Consider the following 21,284-nt stretch of genomic DNA (forward strand, 5'->3'; position numbering starts at 1 on the left):
TGGTCTTGTGATGGACCGTCTGACGTGCGCGGTTTAACCTTTCCTCGCGTCTGGAGTGAATCGGCATGCGCTTCGCGCGCCGATTGCTAGTCTGGGCGCAGAGGGGATGAATGATGAGACTGGGGCGGACAGCCGAGCTTGCAACAGCCGGCGCAATTGCGCTGGGCGGTATGGCCTATGTGCTCATCGAGCCGGGCGATGCCGCGAGCGAGTGGGCGTCCTCCTCCCGCATGATCCAGGACCAGTTCCGCGCCGAGGGCGAGGTCCGGCCGCTGTCGCCGGCGGCGGCCCGCGTTGCCCTGTCGGCGCTCTCCATGAATGACGATCCCTTCGGCGGCGTGCCGCTTGCCTCGCTGACACCGCAACAGGGCGCCCGCGTCGATCTGGGCGAAGCCGGCACGCTGGAAGTGGCGATTGTCGATCCGGCTGGCGACGGACGGGCACAGCGTCTCTTCTCGCCGCGCGGAGACGGGTACTCTCCGGTCGTGATCGATCGGGGCGAGCGCGAAGCCACGGTGGCGGTCAATTATGAGCGGCGCTTCGAGACCCAGGGGCAGGGCGAGGAGCTCGATGTCTCCTTTACGCCCAGAGCCGGCCTGAGCGTCGGTCCCGAAGGGTCAGCAGCCGGGGCCGGCGCGGAGGTGCGGGTCGGCCAGTATCTGCGCGGCGGCGAAGGCGAGCAGCCGCGCTGGTATGTCTTCGCCGGTGCCGACCGGCGCGCCCTGATGTACGACCCGTCCAAGGGGATCGATTTTTCCAACGCCATGCAGCTGGCGCAGCGGCAGGTCGTGGGCGATGCCCAGGCCGGTGTCGCGGTGCGGGTGGGCGAGGTGGACCTGTCGCTGGCCTATGTGCGCCGCGAGTACAAGCACGTCGCCGGCGTCACCAGTTTCGACGAGACCGAGGAGTTCGGCGCCGTCACGGTGAACTGGACCTGGTAGGGCGCTTGGGGCCGGACACAGCGCCGCACCCGGGTGAGCCAGGCATGGCGAATTGCAGGCGAATCGCGCACTCTCCACAGCCGCCTGTCGTCCGGAGCGCATCAAGCTGTAGACGTTTTGGAAAGGATAGGCACAATATCTTGTGTTCGATCCGAATCCGTTCCGCCCCATGGGAGCTGCGACCATGACCCTGTCTGCCGAGAAAGCGCCGACTCTTCTGAGCCCGAGCCTGACCTACAAGCCGTTCCGCTATCCGTGGGCCTATGATTTCTGGCAGCGTCAGCAGCAGGTTCACTGGATGCCGGAAGAGGTTCCGCTCGGCGAGGACTGCAAGGACTGGGCGACCAAGCTGACGGACAAGGAGCGCAATCTGCTCACGCAGATCTTCCGCTTCTTTACCCAGTCGGACGTCGAGGTCGGCGCCAACTACATGGAAAACTACATGCCGCTCTTCAAACCGGTTGAAGTGCGCATGATGCTGGCGGCCTTCTCCAACATGGAGACGATCCACATCGCGGCCTACGCGCTGCTGCTGGAAACCATCGGCATGCCGGACAGCGAATTCTCCGCTTTCATGGAATACCAGGAGATGGCGGCAAAGCATGACTATCTTGGCCAGTTCGGCTGCGAGACCGAGAAGGACATCCTCACCTCGATGGCCGTGTTCGGCGGTTTCACCGAGGGGCTGCAGCTGTTCGCCTCCTTCGCCATGCTGATGAACTTCCCGCGCTTCAACAAGATGAAGGGCATGGGGCAGATCGTTTCCTGGTCGGTGCGCGATGAATCGCTGCACTGCGAAGGCATGATGCGCCTCTTCCACACCTTCGCGGCCGAGACCGGCGCCCTGACCCAGGGCGTGAAGGACGACATTGCCGATTGCTGCAAGACGGTGGTGAAGCTGGAAGACAAGTTCATCGAGCTGGCCTTCGAGGCGGGCGAGGTGGAAGGCATGACGCCCGAGGATATCAAGCAGTACATCCGCTACATCGCCGACTGGCGCATGAAGCAGCTCAAACTGCCGACGATCTACGGCGTCAAGGAACACCCGATCCCGTGGCTGACGGAAATCCTCAACGGTGTCGAGCACGCCAACTTCTTCGAAGCCCGTGCCACCGAATACTCCAAGGGCGCCACCAAGGGCGCCTGGCATGGCGACAACGGCGTGTGGGAGATGTTCGACAAGATGAAGAAGAAGGAAGGCAGTGTCCCGGCGGAGTAGGGCACGCTCGCTCTCGCTTTCCGGGGTTCCATCGCTCGAGATCTCGACGTAAAGTTGCGCGTTCTGCGCTTTTGCGGAGGGATCCATGGGCACTCAAAGGCATGCGGCCCTCGCTGTTGCGGCCGTGGTCGCGGTCTCGCTCCTGGCGGGTGCGAGTCGGCGCGCGCCAGCCGGCGAGCCAGGTCATGCGCTGATCAAGATCGACATGAGCGCCGCGGACTGCGGAACTCATAACGCCGTTGGTCTGAGCATCGAGCGGCTCGTCGAGCTGCCGGCATCCGGGCCGCTCATTCTGGACGCCGGCCTCATGCAGGAAGGCTTCAACGTGCCGGCCGGGGGAGGGCTGCTCAATCCGCTCCTCGACGAGCTCAGGATTCTGATCCTGGCTGACTTTGTCACCATTGTGAGCGGCGAAGTTCCCGATGCACCTGCCATGCTCAGCCTGGTTCCGGGCGAGGGCGGCGAATGGCACGGTCAGATCTCGGCACAGCTGGGCGCGTCTGCCGGGGAATGGAAGATATCCAGCGCCGGCACAGAAGATGACCTTGTCACCAATCCCGAAAATTACTGGCGCTTCGATGTGCGGATCGACCAGCGGCCCTTCTGGCAGCGTTGGTTGCGGCTTGGCGGGGTTGATCACCATTCCAACGCCAATGCCGGGGGCGATGCGTGCCCGGAAATGAATAGCTGACCAATCAGTCCGCTTGCCAAGCCTGACGGCGGGGACTAGCTAGCGGTCATGCCGAAGTTCCGCACCCGTCGAAATTCAGACATCCCCTTTGTCATGGGCGTGCTCAATGTCACGCCTGACAGTTTTTCCGATGGCGGGCAGTGGATCGACCAGGATGCCGCGGTGCGCCGCGCCCTGGAAATGCTGAAGAACGGCGCCGATGTGATCGATATCGGTGGTGAGTCGACCCGGCCGGGCGCCGATCCGGTTCCCGAGGCCGAGGAGCTGCGCCGCGTTATTCCGGTCATCAAGGCGCTGCGCGACGAAACGGCGGCAAGGATCTCCGTCGACACGTTCAAGCCGGCCGTCGCGCGTGCCGCGATCGAGGCCGGTGCGGATATCTGGAATGACGTCATGGCGCTGCGCTATGAGGGCGCGGTGGAAACGGCGGCCGAACTGGGTGTGCCGGTGATCCTGATGCACATGTCCGGTACGCCGCAGGACATGCAGAAAAACCCGCAATACGACGATGTCGTCTCCGAGGTCTGCGACTTCCTGACCGAGCGCGCCGATATCGCCATGGCGGCCGGGGTGAGCGCGGACAGCATCTGGCTCGATCCGGGCATCGGTTTCGGCAAGTCACTGGATCACAATCTGGCGCTCATGCACGACCTCGATGAGGTGATCGGTCTGGGCTATCCGGTGCTGTTCGGCGCCTCTCGCAAGCGCTTCATCGCAGCGATCGATGAAGGCGCCGCTGAATTGGAACGGCTGGGCGGCTCGCTGGCCGCGGCCCTGCGCGCCGCGCAGGCCGGTGCGGCAATGGTGCGCGTGCACGATGTGCGCATGACGGTGCAGGCACTCAAGGTACAGGCCGCCATTCGCAAGGGGCGTTCTTGATGATGGCGCTGTTCGGTCCCTGGACCTTGCTCGTGCTCGGCGGAATCCTGGAAATGGTCTGGGCGCTGGGCTTCAAATATGTCGGCCGCGACGCGCCCTGGTGGCAGCAGGGCGGCGTCGTTCTGGCGCTGATCGGATCGATGACGCTGCTCTTCCTGGCAATGAAGCAATTGCCCGCCGGTACGGCCTATGCCGTGTGGACGGGGATCGGCGCGCTCGGCGTTGCAACGTTTGGCATCCTGGTCTTCAAGGAACCGGCGACGCTGGCCCGGATCGTCTTTCTGGCACTGATCCTGATCGGTATTATCGGGCTGAAGGCGACCAGCGGCTCCAGCGCCGGCTGACCGGCCTCAGCCGAACGGATCGTCGATCGACTTCGAGGGCGCGGTGAACCAGCGCGGGCCGTCCTCGGTCATGTAGAAATGGTCTTCCAGCCGGATGCCGAACTCGCCTGGCACGCAGATCATCGGCTCGTTCGAGAAACACATGCCGGGCGCCAGCGGTGTCGTGTCGCCACCGACAAGATAGGGTCCTTCATGGATATCCAGCCCGATCCCGTGGCCGGTGCGGTGCGGGATGCCGGGCAGGGCATAGCCCGGGCCCAGGCTGCGGCGTTCGGCCTCGGCGCGTGCGGCCGCATCGACATCGGCACAGGGTGTACCGATCCGGGCAGCGTCGAAGGCGGCCAGCTGGCAGGCCTTCTCGGCGTCCCAGATTTTGCGCTGCCGGTCCGTCGGCGTGCCGAAGACATAGGAGCGGGTGATGTCGGACTGATAGCCATGCATGGCGCAGCCGGTGTCGATCAGCACCATGTCGCCCTCATCCAGCGCTTTCGGCCGCGCTACCCCGTGCGGGAAGGCGGTGTCCGGTCCGAACAGCACGATGCAGAAGGTCGAGCCGCCGGGCGCACCGATCTTCTTGTGCGCGGCATGAATGAATTCGGTCACTTCGGCGGTCGAGATGCCCGGACGCAGGATGCGGGCGGCAGCCTTGTGGACCTCGATCGTTGCTGTCTTCGTCGCCTGCATCAGCGCCAGCTCGTCGGCATCCTTGCGGGCGCGGGCGCCCAGGACAATCCCGGCCGCATCCGCCGCCGGGCCAGTCCAGGCGTTGTTGAGGGCGTTGGCGGTGACCAACGGCGTGTCGGGTGACAGGGCGAGTGTCGCGTTCGCCCGGCCGAGCGATGCGACGAGGGCGTAGGGATCTTCATGCTCATCCCACACGGCCAGCGGCGCGTCGAGACGCAGATAGCTCTCCAGCGTGCCGGTCTCGAAAGCCGGGCCGACATAGGAAAGATCGCCTTCCGCGCCGACGAGGGCGCCGACCAGCCGCTCCGTCGCCGGCCAGCGCAGCCCGGTGTAGTAGGTGAGGTTGGAACCGGCATTCAGCCAGATCGCATCGATCCCGGCTTCCCGCATCCGCTCGCGCAATCCGTCCAGCCGGCGGCGGAAAGTCGCCTCGGGGATCGGCCTGCAATGCCCCAGCATGTCGCTCAGGCGTGAGAGTTCGGTCGCAGCGTCAGATCCGCCAACCCCGCGTGTCATCGCCATTTCGGCCATCATCTCCTCCTGAACTGGGCTGCGGTCAGAGCCGCTCGAGAAACTTCTCCAGCCGTTCCATGTCTTTCGGCAGCTCGCTTTCAAAGCGCATGTCTTCGCCGGTCACCGGGTGTTCGAAGCCCAGAATGGCGGCGTGCAGGGCCTGGCGGCGGAAATCCTTCAGCTCGCGGCCATTGTCCGAGATCGCCAGGATGTTGCCGCGCTTGTTGCCATAGACCGGATCGCCCAGCAGCGGACAGCCGATATGGCCCATATGGACGCGGATCTGGTGCGTGCGGCCGGTTTCCAGACGGCATTCCACCTTGGCGGCCAGCCCGGTACCGATCGCGGCACCCGGCGCCTGTCCGTAGCGGGCGAGCGTGGCGTAATTGGTGATCGCATGCTTGCCGGCTTCACTGTGCGGATCCCGGGGCACGACGAACTTCTTGCGGTCCTGCGGCGCGCGGGCGATGCGGGTCTCGATCCGGCCGGCCTTGGGCGAGGGCGCATTGCGCGTGAAGGCGATATAGGCGCGTTCGACCGTGTGCGCGGCAAACTGCGCGGCGAGGCCCTGGTGTGCGGCATCCGACTTTGCGACCACCATCACGCCGGACGTGTCCTTGTCCAGCCGGTGCACGATGCCCGGACGTTCCACCCCGCCAATGCCGGACAGCGAGCCGGCGCAGTGATGCAGGAGGCCGTGCACCAGCGTGCCGGTCCAGTTTCCGGCAGCGGGATGGACGGCGAGGCCGGCGGGCTTGAGCAGGACGATCAGATCGTCATCCTCGTACAGCACGTCGAGATCCATCTTTTCGGGCACGGGGTCGGCCGCGCGCGGCGCCGGGACTTCCAGGGCATAGACCGAGCCGGCGGCGATCTTGGCGGACGGATCGGTCAGGACCGTACCGTCAACCCGAAGCTGGCCCTGCTCGATCAGCGCCTTGAGGCGCGAGCGCGACAGGGTCTCGATCTGGCCGGCCAGCCAGCGGTCAAGGCGTTCGCCGGCGGCATCGGCGTCGGCGGTGAGTTCGGTGAGCTGGTCGGTTGCGGTCATGGGCGGATCGTCCTCCAGGCGATGCAGGAATGCAACGCGCGGCTGAATGCTGCAGTGCGTCATCTACCTGTCACGGCTCTGTCGGCAAAGCGTCACCGCCACTTCATAGACAGGCGCATCGGATCGCGGCCGAGGGGGCCGCGTAACTGCAAGGACTTAGCCATGACGTTGAAAGCGCGCCTGATGGCGGCCGCGGCGATTGCTGCGCCCCTGATTTTCGCACCCGCAGCGATTGCCCAGGACGACAACACGGTGGATGTGATCACCGTCACCACCCAGTTCCGCGAACAGTCTGTCGCCGACGTGCCGATCAATGTCAGCGCCTTCGACGAGGCCCTGCTCGAGGATCTCGCCATTGCCGACTTCGAGGACCTGGCCGCTTTCACGCCGGGCCTGATCGTGCAGGAACAGTCGCCGAACAATACCGGCTACTCGATCCGCGGCATTACGACCGACAGCGGTGAAGCCACATCGGAAACCCGCGTGGCCGTGTTCCGCGACGGCGTGTCGATCACGCGTTCGCGCGGCTCCTATATCGAGCTGTTCGACATTGAGCGTATCGAGGTGGCCAAGGGCCCGCAGCCGACCCTGTTCGGCCGTGGCGCGCTGATCGGCGGCATCAACATCATCCAGAACAAGGCCGAGGACGAGAATTCCGGCTCGTTCGAAATGGGCTTCGGCAATGAGGGCCAGATCGAGGCGCGCGGTCACTATAATTTCCGTCTCGCCGACGGTTATGGCCTGCGTGTCTCCGGCGTGTCGCGTGAACGCGATGGCTATATCGAGAACACCGAAGGCGGCGACCTGCAGGGCCGCGACACCCAGGCCATCCGCCTGGTGCTGTCGGGCACGCCGAATGACGTCTTCTCCTTCGACCTGATCGCCAACTACCAGCAGGACACGCCGCCGGGCACCTCCTTCAAGTCCGGCACGCTGCCGGCTGTGGGCGGTGACACCGATCCGTTCACCGCGGCCTCGCTGAACACGTTCGGTGGCTTCGAGGGCGGCGCCGAGCTGGGTCTGGACCGCGAAGTGCGCGAGCTGACCTTCCTGGCCGACTTCCAGCTGTCCGACGCCTGGACGCTGAATGCGATCACCGGCTGGCGCGATTTCGACTCGGTCGAGATCTTCGATCCGGACGGTATGGCGCTGCCCTTCCTGGTCATCGCCGAAGACGCGACCGGCGAGCAGTTCAGCCAGGAATTCCGCCTGTCCTACGACGCCGGTGGCGCGTGGACGGGGTCGCTCGGCGCGCTCTACTTCCACGAGGAAGGCGAGCAGCGGATTCCGATCGGCATGAATGAGGCCGTCGCCCAGGCGATCCTCGCACCGACCCTGGCGGCCGGCTTCGGCGCCACCGTGGCGCAGCTCGAGGGTCTGCTGGCGCTCAACGGCTTCCCGGGGGTCGATCTGGACAACCCGCTCAACCCCTTCCCCTATTCGGTGGCTGCCCTGCTGCAACAGCAACAGCTGGTGCCGCTGCGCGACTTCTACCTGGAAGAGGGCTCCAATTCCGGCGAGACGACGTCCTTCGACATCTTTGCCGATACCTCCTACGCCGTGACCGACCGCCTGACCCTGACCGCCGGTCTGCGCTGGACCTATGAGGACAAGACCTCGTCGGGTTATGGCCGCAATGTCAACGGCCCCAACTTCGTGACCTTCGCCAACACGCTGGTGACGCCCTACACGCCGAATGGCGAAACGGTCAGCCAGTCCGGCGAGTTCGACGACTTCACCTGGCGCTTTGCGGCGTCCTACGCCGTCAACGACATGCTGAACACCTGGATCAGCTATGCCCGCGGCCGCCGTCCCGACGTGATCTCGGTCGATACCGACAGCCCGACCTTCTTCTCGGAAGCTCCGGCAGAAATCGTCGATTCGGTGGAGGCCGGCGCTTTCTGGACCTTCGCGCGCGGCACGCTGTCCGGCTCGGTCTTCCATTCGGAATACGAGAACTTCCAGACCACCCGTTTCGATCCGGGCACGGTCAGCTTTGTCACCGACAATGCCGGCAATGCCACCCAGTACGGCGCCGAGTTGCAGGGCCAGTTCGACATCACCGACCGGGCCGAGCTGTTCGCCAGCTATGCCTATAATTCGGCGACTTTCGACGACACCGACTCGAACGGCAATGCGCTGGAGCTGGCGGGCAATACCTTCCGCTATGCCCCGGAACACACGCTCGCGCTGGGTCTGAACTGGGAAATGGCGGCCGGAAACTGGGGTTCGCTGCGCTTCCTGCCGACCTATAGCTGGCAGTCGAAAATCTACTTCGACAACAATAACGATCGCTTCGGTGGCATCCTGCACCAGGACGCCTACGGCCTGCTCAATGCGCGCCTGCGCTACGAGAATGCCGACGAACGCTTCCACGTCGAGCTCTACGGCACCAACCTGACCGACGAGCAATACCTGATCGATGCCGGCAATACCGGCGGCAGCTTCGGCATGCCGACCTTCATCGCCGGCTCGCCGCTGCTCTACGGCATCCGCGGCGGCGTCGAATTCTAGTTCCCCAGGGGGCTGGGGCGGGTGGCGCGCCGGGCGGGGAGCCCGGTGCGCCCCCTTCGTTTATGATCGTAGTGAACCCGTCGCGAAATTGCGCTAGTGATCGGTGTTAACCGCCGGTCTGCGCGCGGAAGTCTGGGGGGAGACCCATGAGCAAGATGAAGCTGACACGCCGTACCGCCCTGATCGGTGCTGCCGGTGCGGGCCTGGCCGTAAGCGCCTGCTCGAGCGGGCCGGAACGGTTCGAACCGCGTGCCGAGGGACATTTCCGGCACGGCGTGGCGTCGGGAGATCCCGACACGAACAGCATCATGCTCTGGACCGCACTGAGCGACGATGCCGGCGGCTGGCGCGGCGTCGAGGTTGCACGCGACGAAGCCTTTGAGGACGTGGTGTTCCGGCAGGGTGAGGAGATCACCTACGTCCAGCCGCAGGCGCTGGGCACACTGAAAATCCTCGCAACCGGGCTCGAGCCGGGCGAACGGTATTTCTACCGCTTTAGCCTCAACGAGACTTATTCCCCCGTCGGCATCACCCGGACCCTGCCCGAGGGCGCGGTCGGGCAATTCCGGATCGGTGTCTTCTCCTGTTCCAACTTTCCGGCCGGGCATTTCAACGTCTATCGCGAGGCGGCGGAAAATGGCGAGCTCGATCTCGTCCTGCACCTGGGCGACTACATCTACGAATACGCGATGGGCGAGTATGCGACCGGCGATGCCGAGGCACTGAACCGCGTGCCCGACCCGCTGCACGAGATCGTGTCGCACGCCGACTATGTCGCGCGGCACGCCCAGTACAAGTCCGACCCGGACCTGCAGGCGCTGCATGCCGCTGCGCCCTGGATCATGAGCTGGGACGATCACGAGACGGCGAACAATTCCTGGACCGGCGGCGCGCAGAACCACAATGACGGCGAGGGGCGCTGGGAAGACCGGCGCGATGCCGCGCTGCGGGCCTGGTATGACTGGACGCCCTCGCGCGAGCCGGAAGATCTGCGCAATCGCTACGGCGTCTACGAAATCGGCAATCTGGCGACGCTGTGCCTGATCGAGAGCCGTCTGTCGGCGCGCGACCAGGAGATCCTGAACGATACTTTCCCGGTTGCCTCGGACGCCGATGTCGACGATCCCGACGTGATCGCCGCGGTCGAGGCGTGGAAGCGCGATGTCGTCGGCGCCGAGGATCGCGAGCTGATCGGCGCGGCGCAGATCGCCGGTATTCGCGAGGCCTGCGCGGCCTCTGTTGCCGCCGGCAAGCCCTGGCGTATCCTGGCCAACCAGGTGATCATGAGCCGGGTGAACTTCCCCAATTTTGCGGAGGAAATGCCGGGCTGGCTGCGCTGGTGGGCGACGCGGGACAGCGAGTTCGCCCGCAATTTCATCATGCGCACCCGGTTCGAAATCCCGTTCAATCTGGACATGTGGGATGGCTATCCGGCCGAACGCGAGCGTCTGTTCGCTGCCCTGCGCGAGGCCGGTGCCGACGTCATCACGCTGACCGGCGATGTGCACTCCTTCTGGGCCAACGAGCTGACCGATGCGCAGGGCAACCGGATCGGGACGGAATTTGTCGGGTCGTCCGTCACTTCGCCGGCGCCCTTCTCCAGCTTCGCTGCACCCGGTGTCGACTATGGCCAGATGATGCGCGACGCCAATCCCGATGTTGCCCACTGCAACATGGTCGATCATGGCTATATCCGCCTGACCCTGACGCCCGGCGAGGCACAGGCCGACTATGTCACCGTGTCGACCATTCTGCAGCGCGACTACCGGGCCGGACTGGACAGTCAGTGGCGTATCGGCCGTCCGTCCAATGGCAGTGTTCCGCGCGTCGAGCGGCTTGGCTAACTCGTAGAGCAGGCATTGGCGGACCGTTTGAGCCGTGTCCCTACGTCGACGATGGCCTCGATCACGGGCAGGAGTTCGCGGCCAAGCTCGGTCAGCGCGTATTCGACGCTGGGCGGCGAGGTCGGCTGCACGGTGCGCACCACCACGCCCTTCCTGCCCAACTCTTTAAGGCGCGCAGACAGCACCTTGGCCGAGATCGGCGGGATGTCGGCCTCAAGCTCCGAAAAGCGGCGCGGACCGCCGGCGAGATGCCAGATCACATAGGGCGTCCAGGCCCCGCCGAGCAGTTGCATGCACTCGTTCACGGGGCAGTGGGTGCCGTCATCGAGCGGCCGGGACGTGTTGCGGCGGCGTTTCAGCATGCTGGGGCTCCGGAAAGCTGCTTACCGCCGGGATAGTACAAAACGCCGCTTACGCCTACTCACAAGGTTACATTCTGTAATCGCGCTCCCATCTGTCTCCCGACCGCAGCGGACAGGAGGCAAGCGATGGCGGAGCGAAGCGAGGTTCAATCACGGATCGGGATCGAGCATCCGGTTGTGCAGGGACCGTTCGGCGGCGGGCTGTCGACGGTCGCGCTGACGGCAACTGTGTCGAATGCCGGCGGGCTCGGCTCGTTCGGTGCCCATATTCTCGAACCGGACGGGATCGAAACCCTGGCGCGCGACCTGAGAGCCGCGACTGACCAACCCTTCGCGCTCAATCTGTGGGTCAGCGATCACGATCCGGGCGGGTATCCTTTCCCAAAAGAAGCCTTCGACGCCGTCTGGCCGGCCTTCGAGCCCTATTTCCGCGAATACGGCCTCGACCGGCCGGAACCCGCGGCGCGCTACCATCCGCGTTTTGAAGACCAGGTCGAAGCGATCCTGGCCGTGCAGCCGCGGGTCTTCTCCTTTGTCTTCGGCGTGCCTGACCGGGCCATACTGGAGGCCTGCCGCGACCGGGACATCCTGACGCTGGGCGCCGCGACGACGCTGGCCGAGGCCGAGGCGCTCGCAGATGCCGGCGTCGATATCGTGCTCGCGACGGGTTTCGAGGCCGGCGGCCATCGCCCCGCCTTTCTGGAACCGGCCGAAGCCAATCTGGTCGGCACCTTGCCGCTGACCCGGCAGATCGCGGCGCATCTTCGCGTGCCGGTGATTGCGGCGGGCGGGATTGCCGACCGGGCCGGTATCGATGCCGCGCTCGCGCTGGGGGCCGGTGCAGCGCAACTGGGCACGGCCTTCCTGGCCTGCGCCGAGTCCGGCACCAATGACGCCCATCGCGATGTTCTGTTCTCGCCGCGGGCCCGGCACACTGTCCTGACCCGCGCCTATACCGGCCGTCTGGCCCGCGGCATTCCCAACCGGGTCATCGCCGAAATGGAGGCGCGCGCTGACCGCCTTCCGCCCTTCCCGGTGCAGGCCTGGTTCCTGGGTCATCTCAAGCATACCGCGATTGCGTCCGGCGACGAGGACTTCGCCTCGCTCTATGCCGGCCAGGGCGCCCCCCTGCTCCGTCACCGCAAGGCGGCCGATCTGATGGCAGACCTGACCCGGCCTGCCGAGGCCCGGGCTGTGGCCTGACACTATTTCCCGAGCCTTTTCACTCCCAACCAACCAAGGAGACAAACCCATGAAACTCTATTTTGCTCCGGGCGCCTGCTCGCTCTCGCCCCATATCGTCCTGCGCGAAGCCGGTGTGCCGGTCGAGCTGGAGCGCGTCGACCTGGCCGAGGGCCGGATCGTCTCGACGGGCGAAGCCTTCCGCTCGGTCAATCCGAAGGGCTATGTACCGGCGCTGGAAGTGGCGCCTGGTGATATCGTCACCGAAGGCGCTGCAATCGTGCAGCATATCGCAGATTCCCATCCCGAGGCCGGGCTGGCGCCGGCTGCCGGTACGCTGGAGCGGGCCCGCGTGAATGAGTGGCTCACCTTCCTCTCCTCCGAACTGCACAAGGCTTTCTCGCCCCTGTTCCGCCCCGACAACAGCGAGGAGGTGAAGGCCGCCGCGATCGAGCGCGTCGCCAGTCGCCTCGACCATGTCGAAAGCGTGCTGGCTGACGGGCGCAGCTATCTGACCGGCGAGCAATTCACCATCGCAGATGCCTATCTCTTCACTCTGACCAACTGGACCGGCCCCACGGGTGTCGGCCTGGGCAGCCGGTCGAAGCTGATCGCCTACATGGATCGCGTGCGCCAGCGGCCGGCCGTTCTGGCGGCGCTGGAGGCGGAAGGTCTCTTGCAGCCGGCGGCCTGAGCCGGATACGAAAACGGGCGGCCCGAGAGCCGCCCGTTCATTCCCGCCGTCAGGCACGTCTGCGGTCTAGTTGCCGGCCTGCGCCTGGGCTTCGGCCTGGATGCGGGCCGCCACGCTCTGGTCGGTGCGGGCGGCATTGGCGATGGAGTTGTACTCGACCACGGTCAGTCCCGCGTCCTGGACAATCGTCTCCATCTCGGCCTGGGCCTCCTGCTGGATCTGCGCCTGGGCTTCCTGGTCTTCGGCCGCCTGCATGCGCGGCTGGATATCCTGGACAAGGGCATTGATGCCGTTGGCAGCTTCCACGAAAGCGGCGACCTGCGCATCGGTGAGGGTGAAGGTCTCGGCCGCTCCGGCTTCGGCGCCGGCCTGGGCCGGGTCCTGGGCGAATGCGGGGGCGGCGGCGGCGCCTGCCAGCGCGGTTGCGGACAGGGCGGCGGTGAAAATCTTGTGCATCATGAGAGTGTCTTCCCGGTTGCTGAACAGTATCTGGGTTTAACGGCCCAATAGCGTGGGAACGACACCGGTCTAACAATGTTCCATTACAATTTCACCACATGTATACAGCTCGTGGTTTTGTGCGGTTTGTTATAGGGCGTGACAAAATTACTGAGATTGTATTTCGTCGGAATCCAACCAGGGCCGGGCCTCGGGGTATTCCGTACCGCACCGCATCGGCCGGAAGCCGGGTGAGGGCGGCCGTTCCCTATCAGCCCGGAGCGTGGCGGTAAGAAAAAAGCCCCGTCCGGCCGGACGGGGCTTTTCTCGTGCAATGAGTGTTTCGCGTCAGGCGCGTTCGACCATGCGGATGAAGCGGTCCTTCAGGGCCGGGTCGGTCTTGAACTCGCCGGTGAAGGTGGTGGTGATGGTCGACACATTCGGGTGGTGCACGCCGCGGGTGGTCATGCACTGGTGCTTGGCGTCGATCAGGACGGCCACGCCCAGCGGCTGCATCGCCTCGGTCAGGGCGTCGGCGATCTGCGCCGTCATGGTTTCCTGCGTCTGCATGCGTTTGGAGAAGATCTCCACCACGCGGGCAATCTTGGAAATGCCGACCACGGCCTTGCGCGGCAGGTAGGCGACATGGGCCACGCCCAGGATCGGTGCGAGGTGGTGTTCGCAATGGCTCTCGACATCGATATTGGTCAGCATGACCATGTCGTCATAGCCCTGCACGTCCTCGAACGTCTTGCCGAGGGCGGCCATCGGATCGGCTTCATAGCCGGAGAACCATTCCGACCAGGCTTTCACGACGCGCTTGGGGGTGTCGATCAGGCCTTCGCGGGCCGGGTCGTCGCCCGCCCAGGCGATCAGCGTGCGGACGGCCTCCTCGGCCTCCTCGCGGGTCGGTTTGGAGTTTGTCACGCCAGCCAGGCGCGCAGCTTCAGGTGTCACGGCGTCCATCCCCATGGATCCTTTCGTTGTCGGGTCGGTCCTGCGCGTATACGACAGGGCCGTAGTGCCGGTTTCCGGATCGAGGATGCAGAACCGGATTTTTTTCACCCGGAGCCTGAAATCCTCTGTTTTCGCGCCTCGGCGCTTGACGGTATTTAGGCCTTCCCTGCGGGATTTCCAATGATATGACCGCAGGGAAGATGTGAATTTTTCACGCCCTTGACACAAACGGAACAGACAAGAACATGAAATCGCTCACCCTTTACGATACGATGGCGCGGCGAAAGCGCGCATTCGAACCGATCGATCAGGACCGGGTGACGATGTATGTCTGTGGCCCGACGGTCTACAGCTACGCTCATATCGGCAATGCGCGCCCGCCGGTCGTGTTCGATGTGCTGCGCCGGGTGCTCGGATATCTCTACGGTGCCGAGAGCGTCGTGCTGGCAGCCAACATCACCGATATCGACGACAAGATCATGGCGGCCGCCCGCGAGAGCGGCGAGGGGATCGAGGCCGTCGCGACGAAATTCGCCCGCATCTATCGCGAGGATCTCGATGCGCTGGGCATCGTGCCGCCGACGCTGGAGCCCAGGGCGACCGATCACATCCAGCCGATGATCGCCATGATGCAGCGCCTGGTCGATGGCGGTCATGCCTATGCGGCGCAAGGCCATGTCCTGTTCTCGGTGAAGTCCTACGAAGCCTATGGTGCGCTGTCCAAGCGTTCGCTTGACGACATGATTGCCGGTGCCCGCGTCGAGGTCGCGCCCTACAAGAAGGACCCGTGCGATTTCGTGCTGTGGAAGCCGTCCGCCGATGACGAGCCGGGCTGGGACAGCCCCTGGGGCCGCGGCCGTCCGGGCTGGCACCTGGAATGCTCGGCCATGTGCGAGACGCATCTGGGCGAAACGATCGACATCCATGGCGGCGGCATCGACCTGGTCTTCCCGCACCATGAGAACGAGATCGCCCAGTCGACCTGCGCCCATGGCGGCAAGGCGATGGCCAATTACTGGCTGCACAACGGCTTTCTCAACATGGGCTCGGACAAGATGTCCAAGTCGCTGGGCAATGTCGCGCTGATCCATGACCTGCTGAAATCATGGCCGGGCGAGGTGCTGCGCTGCGCGCTGCTGACGGCACACTATCGGGCCCCGCTGACCTGGAATTCGGATCTCCTGGCCAAGACGCGCCGCTCGCTGGACCGGATCTATGGCGTACTGCGCCGCCTGGGTCATCTTGAAGCCGTGCCCAGCGATGTGCCCGAGGCCTTCCTCGACGCCCTGCTGGACGACATCAATACACCCAAGGCGATGTCGGAGCTTTTCGCGCTGGCCGGCGAGGCCAACAAGGCCGAAACGCCGCAGGAAAAGGCCGAGGCCAAGGGGCGTCTCCTGGCGGCCGGTGCCCTGATGGGGCTGGGCCAGGCCGATCCGGACGCCTGGTTCGGTCTGACAGATATCGACCCGGAGGAACGCGCCGCGATCGATGCCCTCATCCTCAAGCGCCAGGAAGCGCGCGAGGCCAAGGACTGGGCGCTTGCCGACGAGGTGCGTGACGAACTCAATGCACGGCAGATCCAGGTCGATGACGGGCCGGAAGGCTCGACCTGGCGGAAGATGGGATAACACCATGGCCCTCAAGGGCTTCAACGTGATGCTGCAGGCCGAGGACGCGGTCGGCCCGTGCTTTGTCGCCTATGGCGTGGTGGCCGAGACCGAAGAGCAGGCCGCCCGCCTGGCCGAAGGCGCGGCCCAGGCCGAAGGCTTCTGGTCGGTCGAGACCGACGAGGTCTGGCAGCCCGAGCCTGACGGTGACGAGGATTTCGGAGACATCCCCGAAGTCCTCGGCCGCAACGACCCCACCTATCTCGACGAGGACGAGGAAGACTGGGACTGAGGCCGCGGTTTTCTCCCTCACTCGCTCCACTTCCCCCGGCCCCGTGCCGGGGCCTGGAGGAGCCTCCTCCTGAAGCGCCACCAGACCCCGGAATAAATCCGGGGAAAGCGGCTCTCTCTTTCTTCCCCATATCATGGGGAAGTGGGCCCTCCATAGCCTTGGCGAAGGAGGGGTCGAAGGGGCCGGCGCGGAGCGCCGGGAGGCGGTGGAGCTTGTCTCAAGCACGACGCCGCTGGCGCGGCGCCCCTCCGTCTCGCCGCCTTGCGGCGATCCACCTCCCCATGGAATGGGGAGGAAAGGCGTGTCAGCACGAAACCCTCCACGAGCTTGCGCTCTGGAGCGATGAGAGGGGTGCGGGATGCACGGCGGACATCGTGTCCGGATTTGAAGGTTTGGTGGTGATGCCCGGGGCATCCCGCACGCGGAGATTTACCCGGGTCCCTTGCGGGCCCCGTCTCGAAACCTGCAGGCACGCTCCGGTCGAGCTTTGTGCCGGTGTCCCCGCAGATGGCCACGCCGGAGCCTGATGCTGTCACCCACCAGGCGCGGACGAGCTCCGCACGCTCCCGGGCACAAGGGACTGAGCTCATGCCTCCCATCCCGGAAACCGCTGACGATGGTAAGGGCAAATGAGGGGGCGGGGATAAGTTTCCGGCCCCGCCCCCACGCACCGTCATCCTGACGAAAGTCAGGACCCAGATCGTAAAGGGAAATTTTCGCCAGGCGGGCTCAGATCGAATGTCGGCGATGTGAGGGATAAGTGCGAGATCGCGACCACCCAGCTCTATGAACTGGGCCCTGACCGAAGCATGCGCCCGCGAAAGCGGGTGTCAGGGTGACGGTGCTTGTTGGAGCGTTGGTGCCTTCTCTTCCAACGCTCTCACTTTTCCCGGACGAAGGCCTGCGCAGGCAGGCTGCAGATCCGGGATCTACCGAAGATCACTTCAAGCGATGTGTTTCCCGTCGATCCCGGCGCTTCCGCCCGGCTTTCGCCGGGCTTCCAGCCGGGAAAAACCGAGGGTGTTTAGAGCGCTCATCGCCTCAGCTTGACCACCTTGCGCATGACGCTGGGCAGGGCCTGGTTGTCGAGCTGGTTTTCGGCGGCCCAGTAGCCGTCTTCCGGTTGCCAGTCCGGGGCGGGAGCGCTTTCGCGCACGTCGAGCCGGAGTTCGAAATGGGTGAAGACGTGGCGCACCTCGCCGCGCGAAACCCAGTCGGCCTCGAAGGGCGGCGCTTCATCCGGCGGCACCTCCGTCCAGGGCGTCGAGGGCACTTCGACCATGCCGCCGAGGAGGCCCTTGTCCGGCCGCCGGCGCAGCCAGAGCCCCTGCTCGCCCCTGACCAGCCAGGCCGTGCCGAGGCGTACCGGCTTTGGCTTTTTCCTTTCCTTCAGCGGATAGCGCGTCATGTCGCCCTCGGCCCGGGCCGCGCAGGCAAACGCCCAGGGACAGGCCGCGCAGTCCGGCGTGCGGGGCGTGCACACGGTGGCACCCAGATCCATGATCGCCTGGGCATAGTCGCCCGGCCGGTCCGGCGAGGCGATGGCGGCGGCCAGACGGCGTATCTCGGGCTTGGCCCCGGGCAGCGGCGTCTGCACCCGGTGGAGCCGTGTGATCACACGTTCGACATTGCCGTCGACCACACTGGCCGGCTTGTTGAAAGCGGCGGCCAGAACGGCATTCGCCGTGTACTCGCCCACCCCCGGCAAGGCCTTCAGCCCGTCCAGCGTATCGGGAAAAGCGCCGCCCAGCGTTTCGGCGACATGGCGCGCGCAGGCGTGGAGATTTCGTGCCCGGGCGTAATAGCCCAGCCCCGCCCATTCCCGCATCACATCCTCGCGCGGTGCGGCCGCCAGATCTTCCACGCGCGGCCAGAGGTCTAGAAAGCGGAACCAGTAGGGCGTGGCATGCGGCACCGTGGTCTGTTGCAGCATGATTTCCGACAACCAGATCGCATAGGGATCGGCAACCCGGCCGGCCGCGCGGTCTTCCGGACGGATCCGCCAGGGCAGTGTCCGGCCTTCCCGGTCATACCAGTCCAGCAGCGCCGAACGCAGACGGGCCATATCCTGACGCGGGGAAAGGGATGCGCTCATCGAAACCTTCAGGACTTGCGGGCTGGACTTGCGGGCAGGACTTGCAGGCAGGCCGCTTCGCAGCGAGAGTGCGCAGCATGAAGCGCAAACCGCCCTCGTCAACACTGGAAGCCGCTGCCAGCGCCTATATCGGCAGCCGCCGCGGCCGGCGGGCCATCCAGCCCGCGCCCTCCGCCGGGCGGGCCGCCGAACGGGTGCTCAAGCCCCTGACCCGGCAGTTCGGCATCGGTGTAGAGCAATTGCGTGAACACTGGCCGGAAATCGTCGGCAAGCGCCTGGCCGACTGGAGCACACCGAAAACCGTCCAGCGCAGCGGCGGTATCAGCACGCTGGTGATCGAGGCGCGCGGTCCGGCGGGTGCCATCCTGCAGGCGGAGAGCCGCCGGATTCTCGAGCGCATCCGCACCCATTCCGGCGACCGGGCCCCGACCCGTCTGCGCATCGTGCAGGGACAGGCGAGCAAGCCCGCCGACGCACCCGGGGGCAGCGTGAAAAAACTGCAATCATCTTCACACACCGGCGAGACAGAGGCGACAACGCCGGAAGCGCGGCTATTGTCGGCACTCGACCGGTTTTCCCGTGCGATTCACCGCCGGGACGAGCCATAACATCCAGGCGTTTCCCGGGGGACACATGACACTGACACGACGCATCTTCACCGCCACCGCCCTGGCGGCAGCCACGGCGCTGGCCGCCTGCGGCAACGCTCCGGACAATCCGGGAGGCAGCGCGATGGCCGGAACCGGCCGCAGCCTCGGTGCGGCGGATGCGCCTGTTACCATGACGGAATATTCCTCGGTTGCCTGCGTCCATTGTGCCCGCTTCCACGACGAGGTGTATCCGGCGCTGGAGACCTATATCGAGGCCGGCCAGATGCGCGTGGTGCTGCACGAGATGCTGAACGGCCCGCCGCAATTCGCCGTCGCCGGCTTTGCGCTGGCGCACTGCGTGCCCGAAGAGCGCTATTTCGACACGATCGACGTGCTGTTCGAACAGCAGCAGGCGATCTTCAATACCGCCCGCAGCAGCGGCAATGTCCGCGCGCGCTATGTGACGATCGCGCGTTCGATGGGGCTGAGCGAAGCGCAGTTCGACGCCTGCCTGAACGACACGGAAATCAACAGCGCCATTGTCGCCTCGCACGAAGCCGCGCTGGCCAGCGGCGTCAGCCTGACCCCGAATTTCGCCTTCAATGGCGAGCTTCTGGAGGCACGCACCGCACCGGGGGCGTCCCAGCCGACCTATTTCCTGGGCGGTGAGCAGGTGATGATCGACGGCGAACCGCTGCCGGCGCGCCAGGACGGGGAGACGTTTTCGCGCCTGATCGACCATCTTCTGGCGCAGTCCGCCGGCGGCTGATCGCAAAAAGCGCTGATCAAATCTGAGCGAGGTGGTGGCAACAGCCCCGCCTGAGCGGTTAAGCTGCGGCGAGACCGCACGGGACGGGGCCGTGCCGGCAACTGGCAATTTCTCGGGGAGTGCCCTTTCGATGAACCTGACACGACGTGTGTTTTCCGCAGCCGCCCTGACGGCAAGCCTTGTCCTGGGTGCCTGCGGCGGCGGCGACGCGCCCGGCGAGGGCCAGTCCCGCTATGAGCGCGCCAGCGATCGCGGCATGGGCAATGCGGACGCGGCCGTAACGATGATCGAGTATTCCTCGGTCGCCTGTCCGCACTGCGCGGCCTTCCACGAGGAAGTCTTCCCGACGATCGAGGAAAACTACATCGAGACGGGCCGCATGCGCTACGTGCTGCGCGAGATGATCACCGGCTCGCCGCAATTTGCCATTGCCGGCTTCTCGCTCGCCCATTGCGTGCCCGAAGAGCGCTATTTCGACATGGTCGACCTGTTGTTCCAGCAGCAGCGCGCCATCTTCCAGGCCGCCCAGACCCAGGGCAGCGCCCGCGGCCAGTATCTCGCCATCGCCCGCTCGATGGGGCTGAGCGAGCAGGACTTCATCGCCTGCCTCAACAATGAGGAGATCAACCAGTCGATCGTCGCCGCGCATGACCGCGCGATCGCCGACGGTGTGGACGGTACGCCGCGCTTTATCTTCAACGGCCGCATGCTGGAAGCACGCCGCGCGCCAGGTGCGACCGAGTACACCTATTTCCTCGATGGCGAGCAGGTGATGATCGACGGCGAGCCGCTGCCGGGCCTGGCCGATGCGGAAACCTTCACCCGCCTGATCGACCATCTTCTGGCGCAAGCCGGCGAGACCGCCGAATGACCGGCTTTCTCAACCGCATCGCCGGCGGGCTGGCCCTTCTTCTGCTCGCCGTTCCGGCAGCGCTGGGCCAGCATCCCGGCCAGGCCGAAACCGCCGACGATCACGCGCTGGGCGATCCCGATGCGCCGCTGGTGATCGTGGAATACGCGTCCTTTGCCTGCCCGCACTGCGCCCATTTCCAGGAAGCCGTATGGCCGATGGTGAAGGAGGAGTTCGTCGACACCGGACGGGTACGCTGGGTGTTCCGGCCCATGCTGACCAATCCGGTCCAGCTCGCCGCCGCCAGCACCATCCTTGCCGAATGCGCACCGGAAGACCGTTTCTTCGATGCGGTCGACCTGCTGTTTGCCGAACAGGACAATCTGTTCGAGACCGCGCGGGCCGGTGGCGATGTGCTGGGTGTCTATAACCGGATCGCCGGTGCTGTCGGTCTGACGCCGGAAGCCTTGATGGGCTGCCTGCAGGACCCGGCGATGAATGAGGCGCTCAATGCGTCCGCCCGGCAGTCGGTCGAGTACGAAATCCCCGGCACGCCGGCCTTCCTGGTTGGTGGCGATGTCCTGATCGGCACCAATCGCGGGGAAGGTCCGCTCTTCTACTATGGCGACGAACCCCTTATTCTCAATGGGGAAAGGGCTCCCGGCCAAATGGACGAAGACTCCTTCCGCCGAATCATCCTTCACTTCCTGAACGAGTCCGATTCGCAAAACTAGAATCGCATCAGGAAAGCGCCGCAATCCTCCG

The 21,284-nt window shown here is 65.3% G+C and carries 21 protein-coding genes; 15 read left to right on the forward strand and 6 right to left on the reverse strand.

The annotated features are described in order from the left end of the window. Positions 1-110 precede the first annotated feature (110 nt). The 5 genes from PKE71_RS12360 to PKE71_RS12380 all read left to right on the forward strand — a co-directional run bounded on the left by PKE71_RS12360 (position 111) and on the right by PKE71_RS12380 (position 4,074). Entirely contained in the window at positions 111-941 is an 831-nt protein-coding gene (locus PKE71_RS12360) for a lipid A-modifier LpxR family protein (protein WP_271187291.1), read from the forward strand. Between the two features lie 184 nt (positions 942-1,125). Next, positions 1,126-2,160: a ribonucleotide-diphosphate reductase subunit beta gene (locus tag PKE71_RS12365; protein ID WP_271187292.1), complete on the forward strand. Its 1,035-nt coding sequence runs from the start codon at positions 1,126-1,128 to the stop codon at positions 2,158-2,160. Between the two features lie 85 nt (positions 2,161-2,245). Continuing rightward, positions 2,246-2,851 carry a hypothetical protein gene (locus PKE71_RS12370; RefSeq protein WP_271187293.1) on the forward strand — a complete coding sequence of 202 codons (606 nt, stop codon included), beginning with the start codon at positions 2,246-2,248 and terminating at the stop codon, positions 2,849-2,851. A gap of 48 nt (positions 2,852-2,899) precedes the next feature. After that, positions 2,900-3,730, forward strand: a complete 831-nt coding sequence (gene folP / locus PKE71_RS12375) for a dihydropteroate synthase (RefSeq protein WP_271187294.1) — start codon at positions 2,900-2,902, stop codon at positions 3,728-3,730. Beyond that, on the forward strand, positions 3,730-4,074 hold the full coding sequence (locus PKE71_RS12380) for a DMT family transporter (protein ID WP_271187295.1): 345 nt from the start codon (positions 3,730-3,732) through the stop codon (positions 4,072-4,074). Before folP ends, PKE71_RS12380 begins: the two co-directional genes overlap by 1 nt. 6 nt (positions 4,075-4,080) lie before the next feature. Here the strand turns inward: PKE71_RS12380 and PKE71_RS12385 are convergent, their stop codons facing one another. Then, complete coding sequence (locus PKE71_RS12385; RefSeq protein WP_373878817.1) at positions 4,081-5,274, reverse strand: M24 family metallopeptidase; 1,194 nt, start codon at positions 5,272-5,274, stop codon at positions 4,081-4,083. Between the two features lie 40 nt (positions 5,275-5,314). After that, entirely contained in the window at positions 5,315-6,322 is a 1,008-nt protein-coding gene (locus tag PKE71_RS12390; protein WP_271187297.1) for an RluA family pseudouridine synthase, read from the reverse strand. 162 nt (positions 6,323-6,484) lie between these two features. On the opposite strand from PKE71_RS12390, the gene PKE71_RS12395 reads away from it, so the two are divergent. Then, positions 6,485-8,836: a TonB-dependent receptor gene (locus tag PKE71_RS12395; protein ID WP_271187298.1), complete on the forward strand. Its 2,352-nt coding sequence runs from the start codon at positions 6,485-6,487 to the stop codon at positions 8,834-8,836. A 146-nt stretch (positions 8,837-8,982) separates the two neighbouring features. Next, complete coding sequence (locus PKE71_RS12400) at positions 8,983-10,680, forward strand: alkaline phosphatase D family protein (RefSeq protein WP_271187299.1); 1,698 nt, start codon at positions 8,983-8,985, stop codon at positions 10,678-10,680. On the opposite strand, the gene PKE71_RS12405 is transcribed toward PKE71_RS12400, so the two are convergent. Next, complete coding sequence (locus PKE71_RS12405) at positions 10,677-11,042, reverse strand: winged helix-turn-helix transcriptional regulator (protein ID WP_271187300.1); 366 nt, start codon at positions 11,040-11,042, stop codon at positions 10,677-10,679. The genes PKE71_RS12400 and PKE71_RS12405 overlap by 4 nt on opposite strands. A 126-nt stretch (positions 11,043-11,168) precedes the next feature. On the opposite strand from PKE71_RS12405, the gene PKE71_RS12410 reads away from it, so the two are divergent. Together PKE71_RS12410 and gstA are read left to right on the forward strand one after the other, a co-directional pair. Beyond that, positions 11,169-12,245, forward strand: a complete 1,077-nt coding sequence (locus PKE71_RS12410) for an NAD(P)H-dependent flavin oxidoreductase (RefSeq protein ID WP_271187301.1) — start codon at positions 11,169-11,171, stop codon at positions 12,243-12,245. A 49-nt stretch (positions 12,246-12,294) separates the two neighbouring features. Further along, complete coding sequence (gstA, locus tag PKE71_RS12415; protein WP_271187302.1) at positions 12,295-12,918, forward strand: glutathione transferase GstA; 624 nt, start codon at positions 12,295-12,297, stop codon at positions 12,916-12,918. Between the two features lie 66 nt (positions 12,919-12,984). Here gstA and PKE71_RS12420 read toward each other — a convergent pair whose 3' ends face one another. Continuing rightward, positions 12,985-13,377 (reverse strand): DUF4168 domain-containing protein, encoded by a 393-nt coding sequence (locus PKE71_RS12420; RefSeq protein ID WP_271187303.1) that lies wholly within the window; start codon positions 13,375-13,377, stop codon positions 12,985-12,987. Between the two features lie 327 nt (positions 13,378-13,704). Beyond that, positions 13,705-14,322: a GTP cyclohydrolase I FolE gene (gene folE, locus PKE71_RS12425; protein ID WP_271187304.1), complete on the reverse strand. Its 618-nt coding sequence runs from the start codon at positions 14,320-14,322 to the stop codon at positions 13,705-13,707. Between the two features lie 236 nt (positions 14,323-14,558). Between folE and cysS the strand changes: the two genes are divergently transcribed. Together cysS and PKE71_RS12435 are read left to right on the forward strand one after the other, a co-directional pair. Then, positions 14,559-15,944 carry a cysteine--tRNA ligase gene (cysS, locus tag PKE71_RS12430; RefSeq protein ID WP_271187305.1) on the forward strand — a complete coding sequence of 462 codons (1,386 nt, stop codon included), beginning with the start codon at positions 14,559-14,561 and terminating at the stop codon, positions 15,942-15,944. Between the two features lie 4 nt (positions 15,945-15,948). Next, the gene (locus PKE71_RS12435) at positions 15,949-16,215 is read left to right on the forward strand and encodes a hypothetical protein (protein WP_271187306.1); all 267 of its coding nucleotides are present in this window, start codon (positions 15,949-15,951) and stop codon (positions 16,213-16,215) included. A 1,033-nt stretch (positions 16,216-17,248) separates the two neighbouring features. Here PKE71_RS12435 and PKE71_RS12440 read toward each other — a convergent pair. After that, positions 17,249-18,310, reverse strand: a complete 1,062-nt coding sequence (locus PKE71_RS12440; protein WP_271187307.1) for an A/G-specific adenine glycosylase — start codon at positions 18,308-18,310, stop codon at positions 17,249-17,251. 77 nt (positions 18,311-18,387) lie between these two features. Between PKE71_RS12440 and PKE71_RS12445 the strand changes: the two genes are divergently transcribed. The 4 genes from PKE71_RS12445 (at position 18,388) to PKE71_RS12460 (ending at position 21,253) form a co-directional block, all read left to right on the forward strand. After that, positions 18,388-18,918 carry a DUF721 domain-containing protein gene (locus tag PKE71_RS12445; RefSeq protein ID WP_271187308.1) on the forward strand — a complete coding sequence of 177 codons (531 nt, stop codon included), beginning with the start codon at positions 18,388-18,390 and terminating at the stop codon, positions 18,916-18,918. A gap of 25 nt (positions 18,919-18,943) precedes the next feature. Beyond that, positions 18,944-19,669, forward strand: coding sequence for a thioredoxin domain-containing protein (locus PKE71_RS12450; protein ID WP_271187309.1), 726 nt, complete (start codon positions 18,944-18,946; stop codon positions 19,667-19,669). A 130-nt stretch (positions 19,670-19,799) separates the two neighbouring features. Continuing rightward, positions 19,800-20,540, forward strand: coding sequence for a thioredoxin domain-containing protein (locus PKE71_RS12455; RefSeq protein ID WP_271187310.1), 741 nt, complete (start codon positions 19,800-19,802; stop codon positions 20,538-20,540). Beyond that, complete coding sequence (locus PKE71_RS12460) at positions 20,537-21,253, forward strand: DsbA family protein (protein WP_271187311.1); 717 nt, start codon at positions 20,537-20,539, stop codon at positions 21,251-21,253. The genes PKE71_RS12455 and PKE71_RS12460 overlap by 4 nt, the downstream gene beginning before the upstream one ends. Positions 21,254-21,284 lie beyond the last annotated feature (31 nt).

This window comes from Maricaulis virginensis (genome assembly GCF_027922185.1).
Classification (GTDB): Bacteria; Pseudomonadota; Alphaproteobacteria; order Caulobacterales; family Maricaulaceae; genus Maricaulis; species Maricaulis virginensis.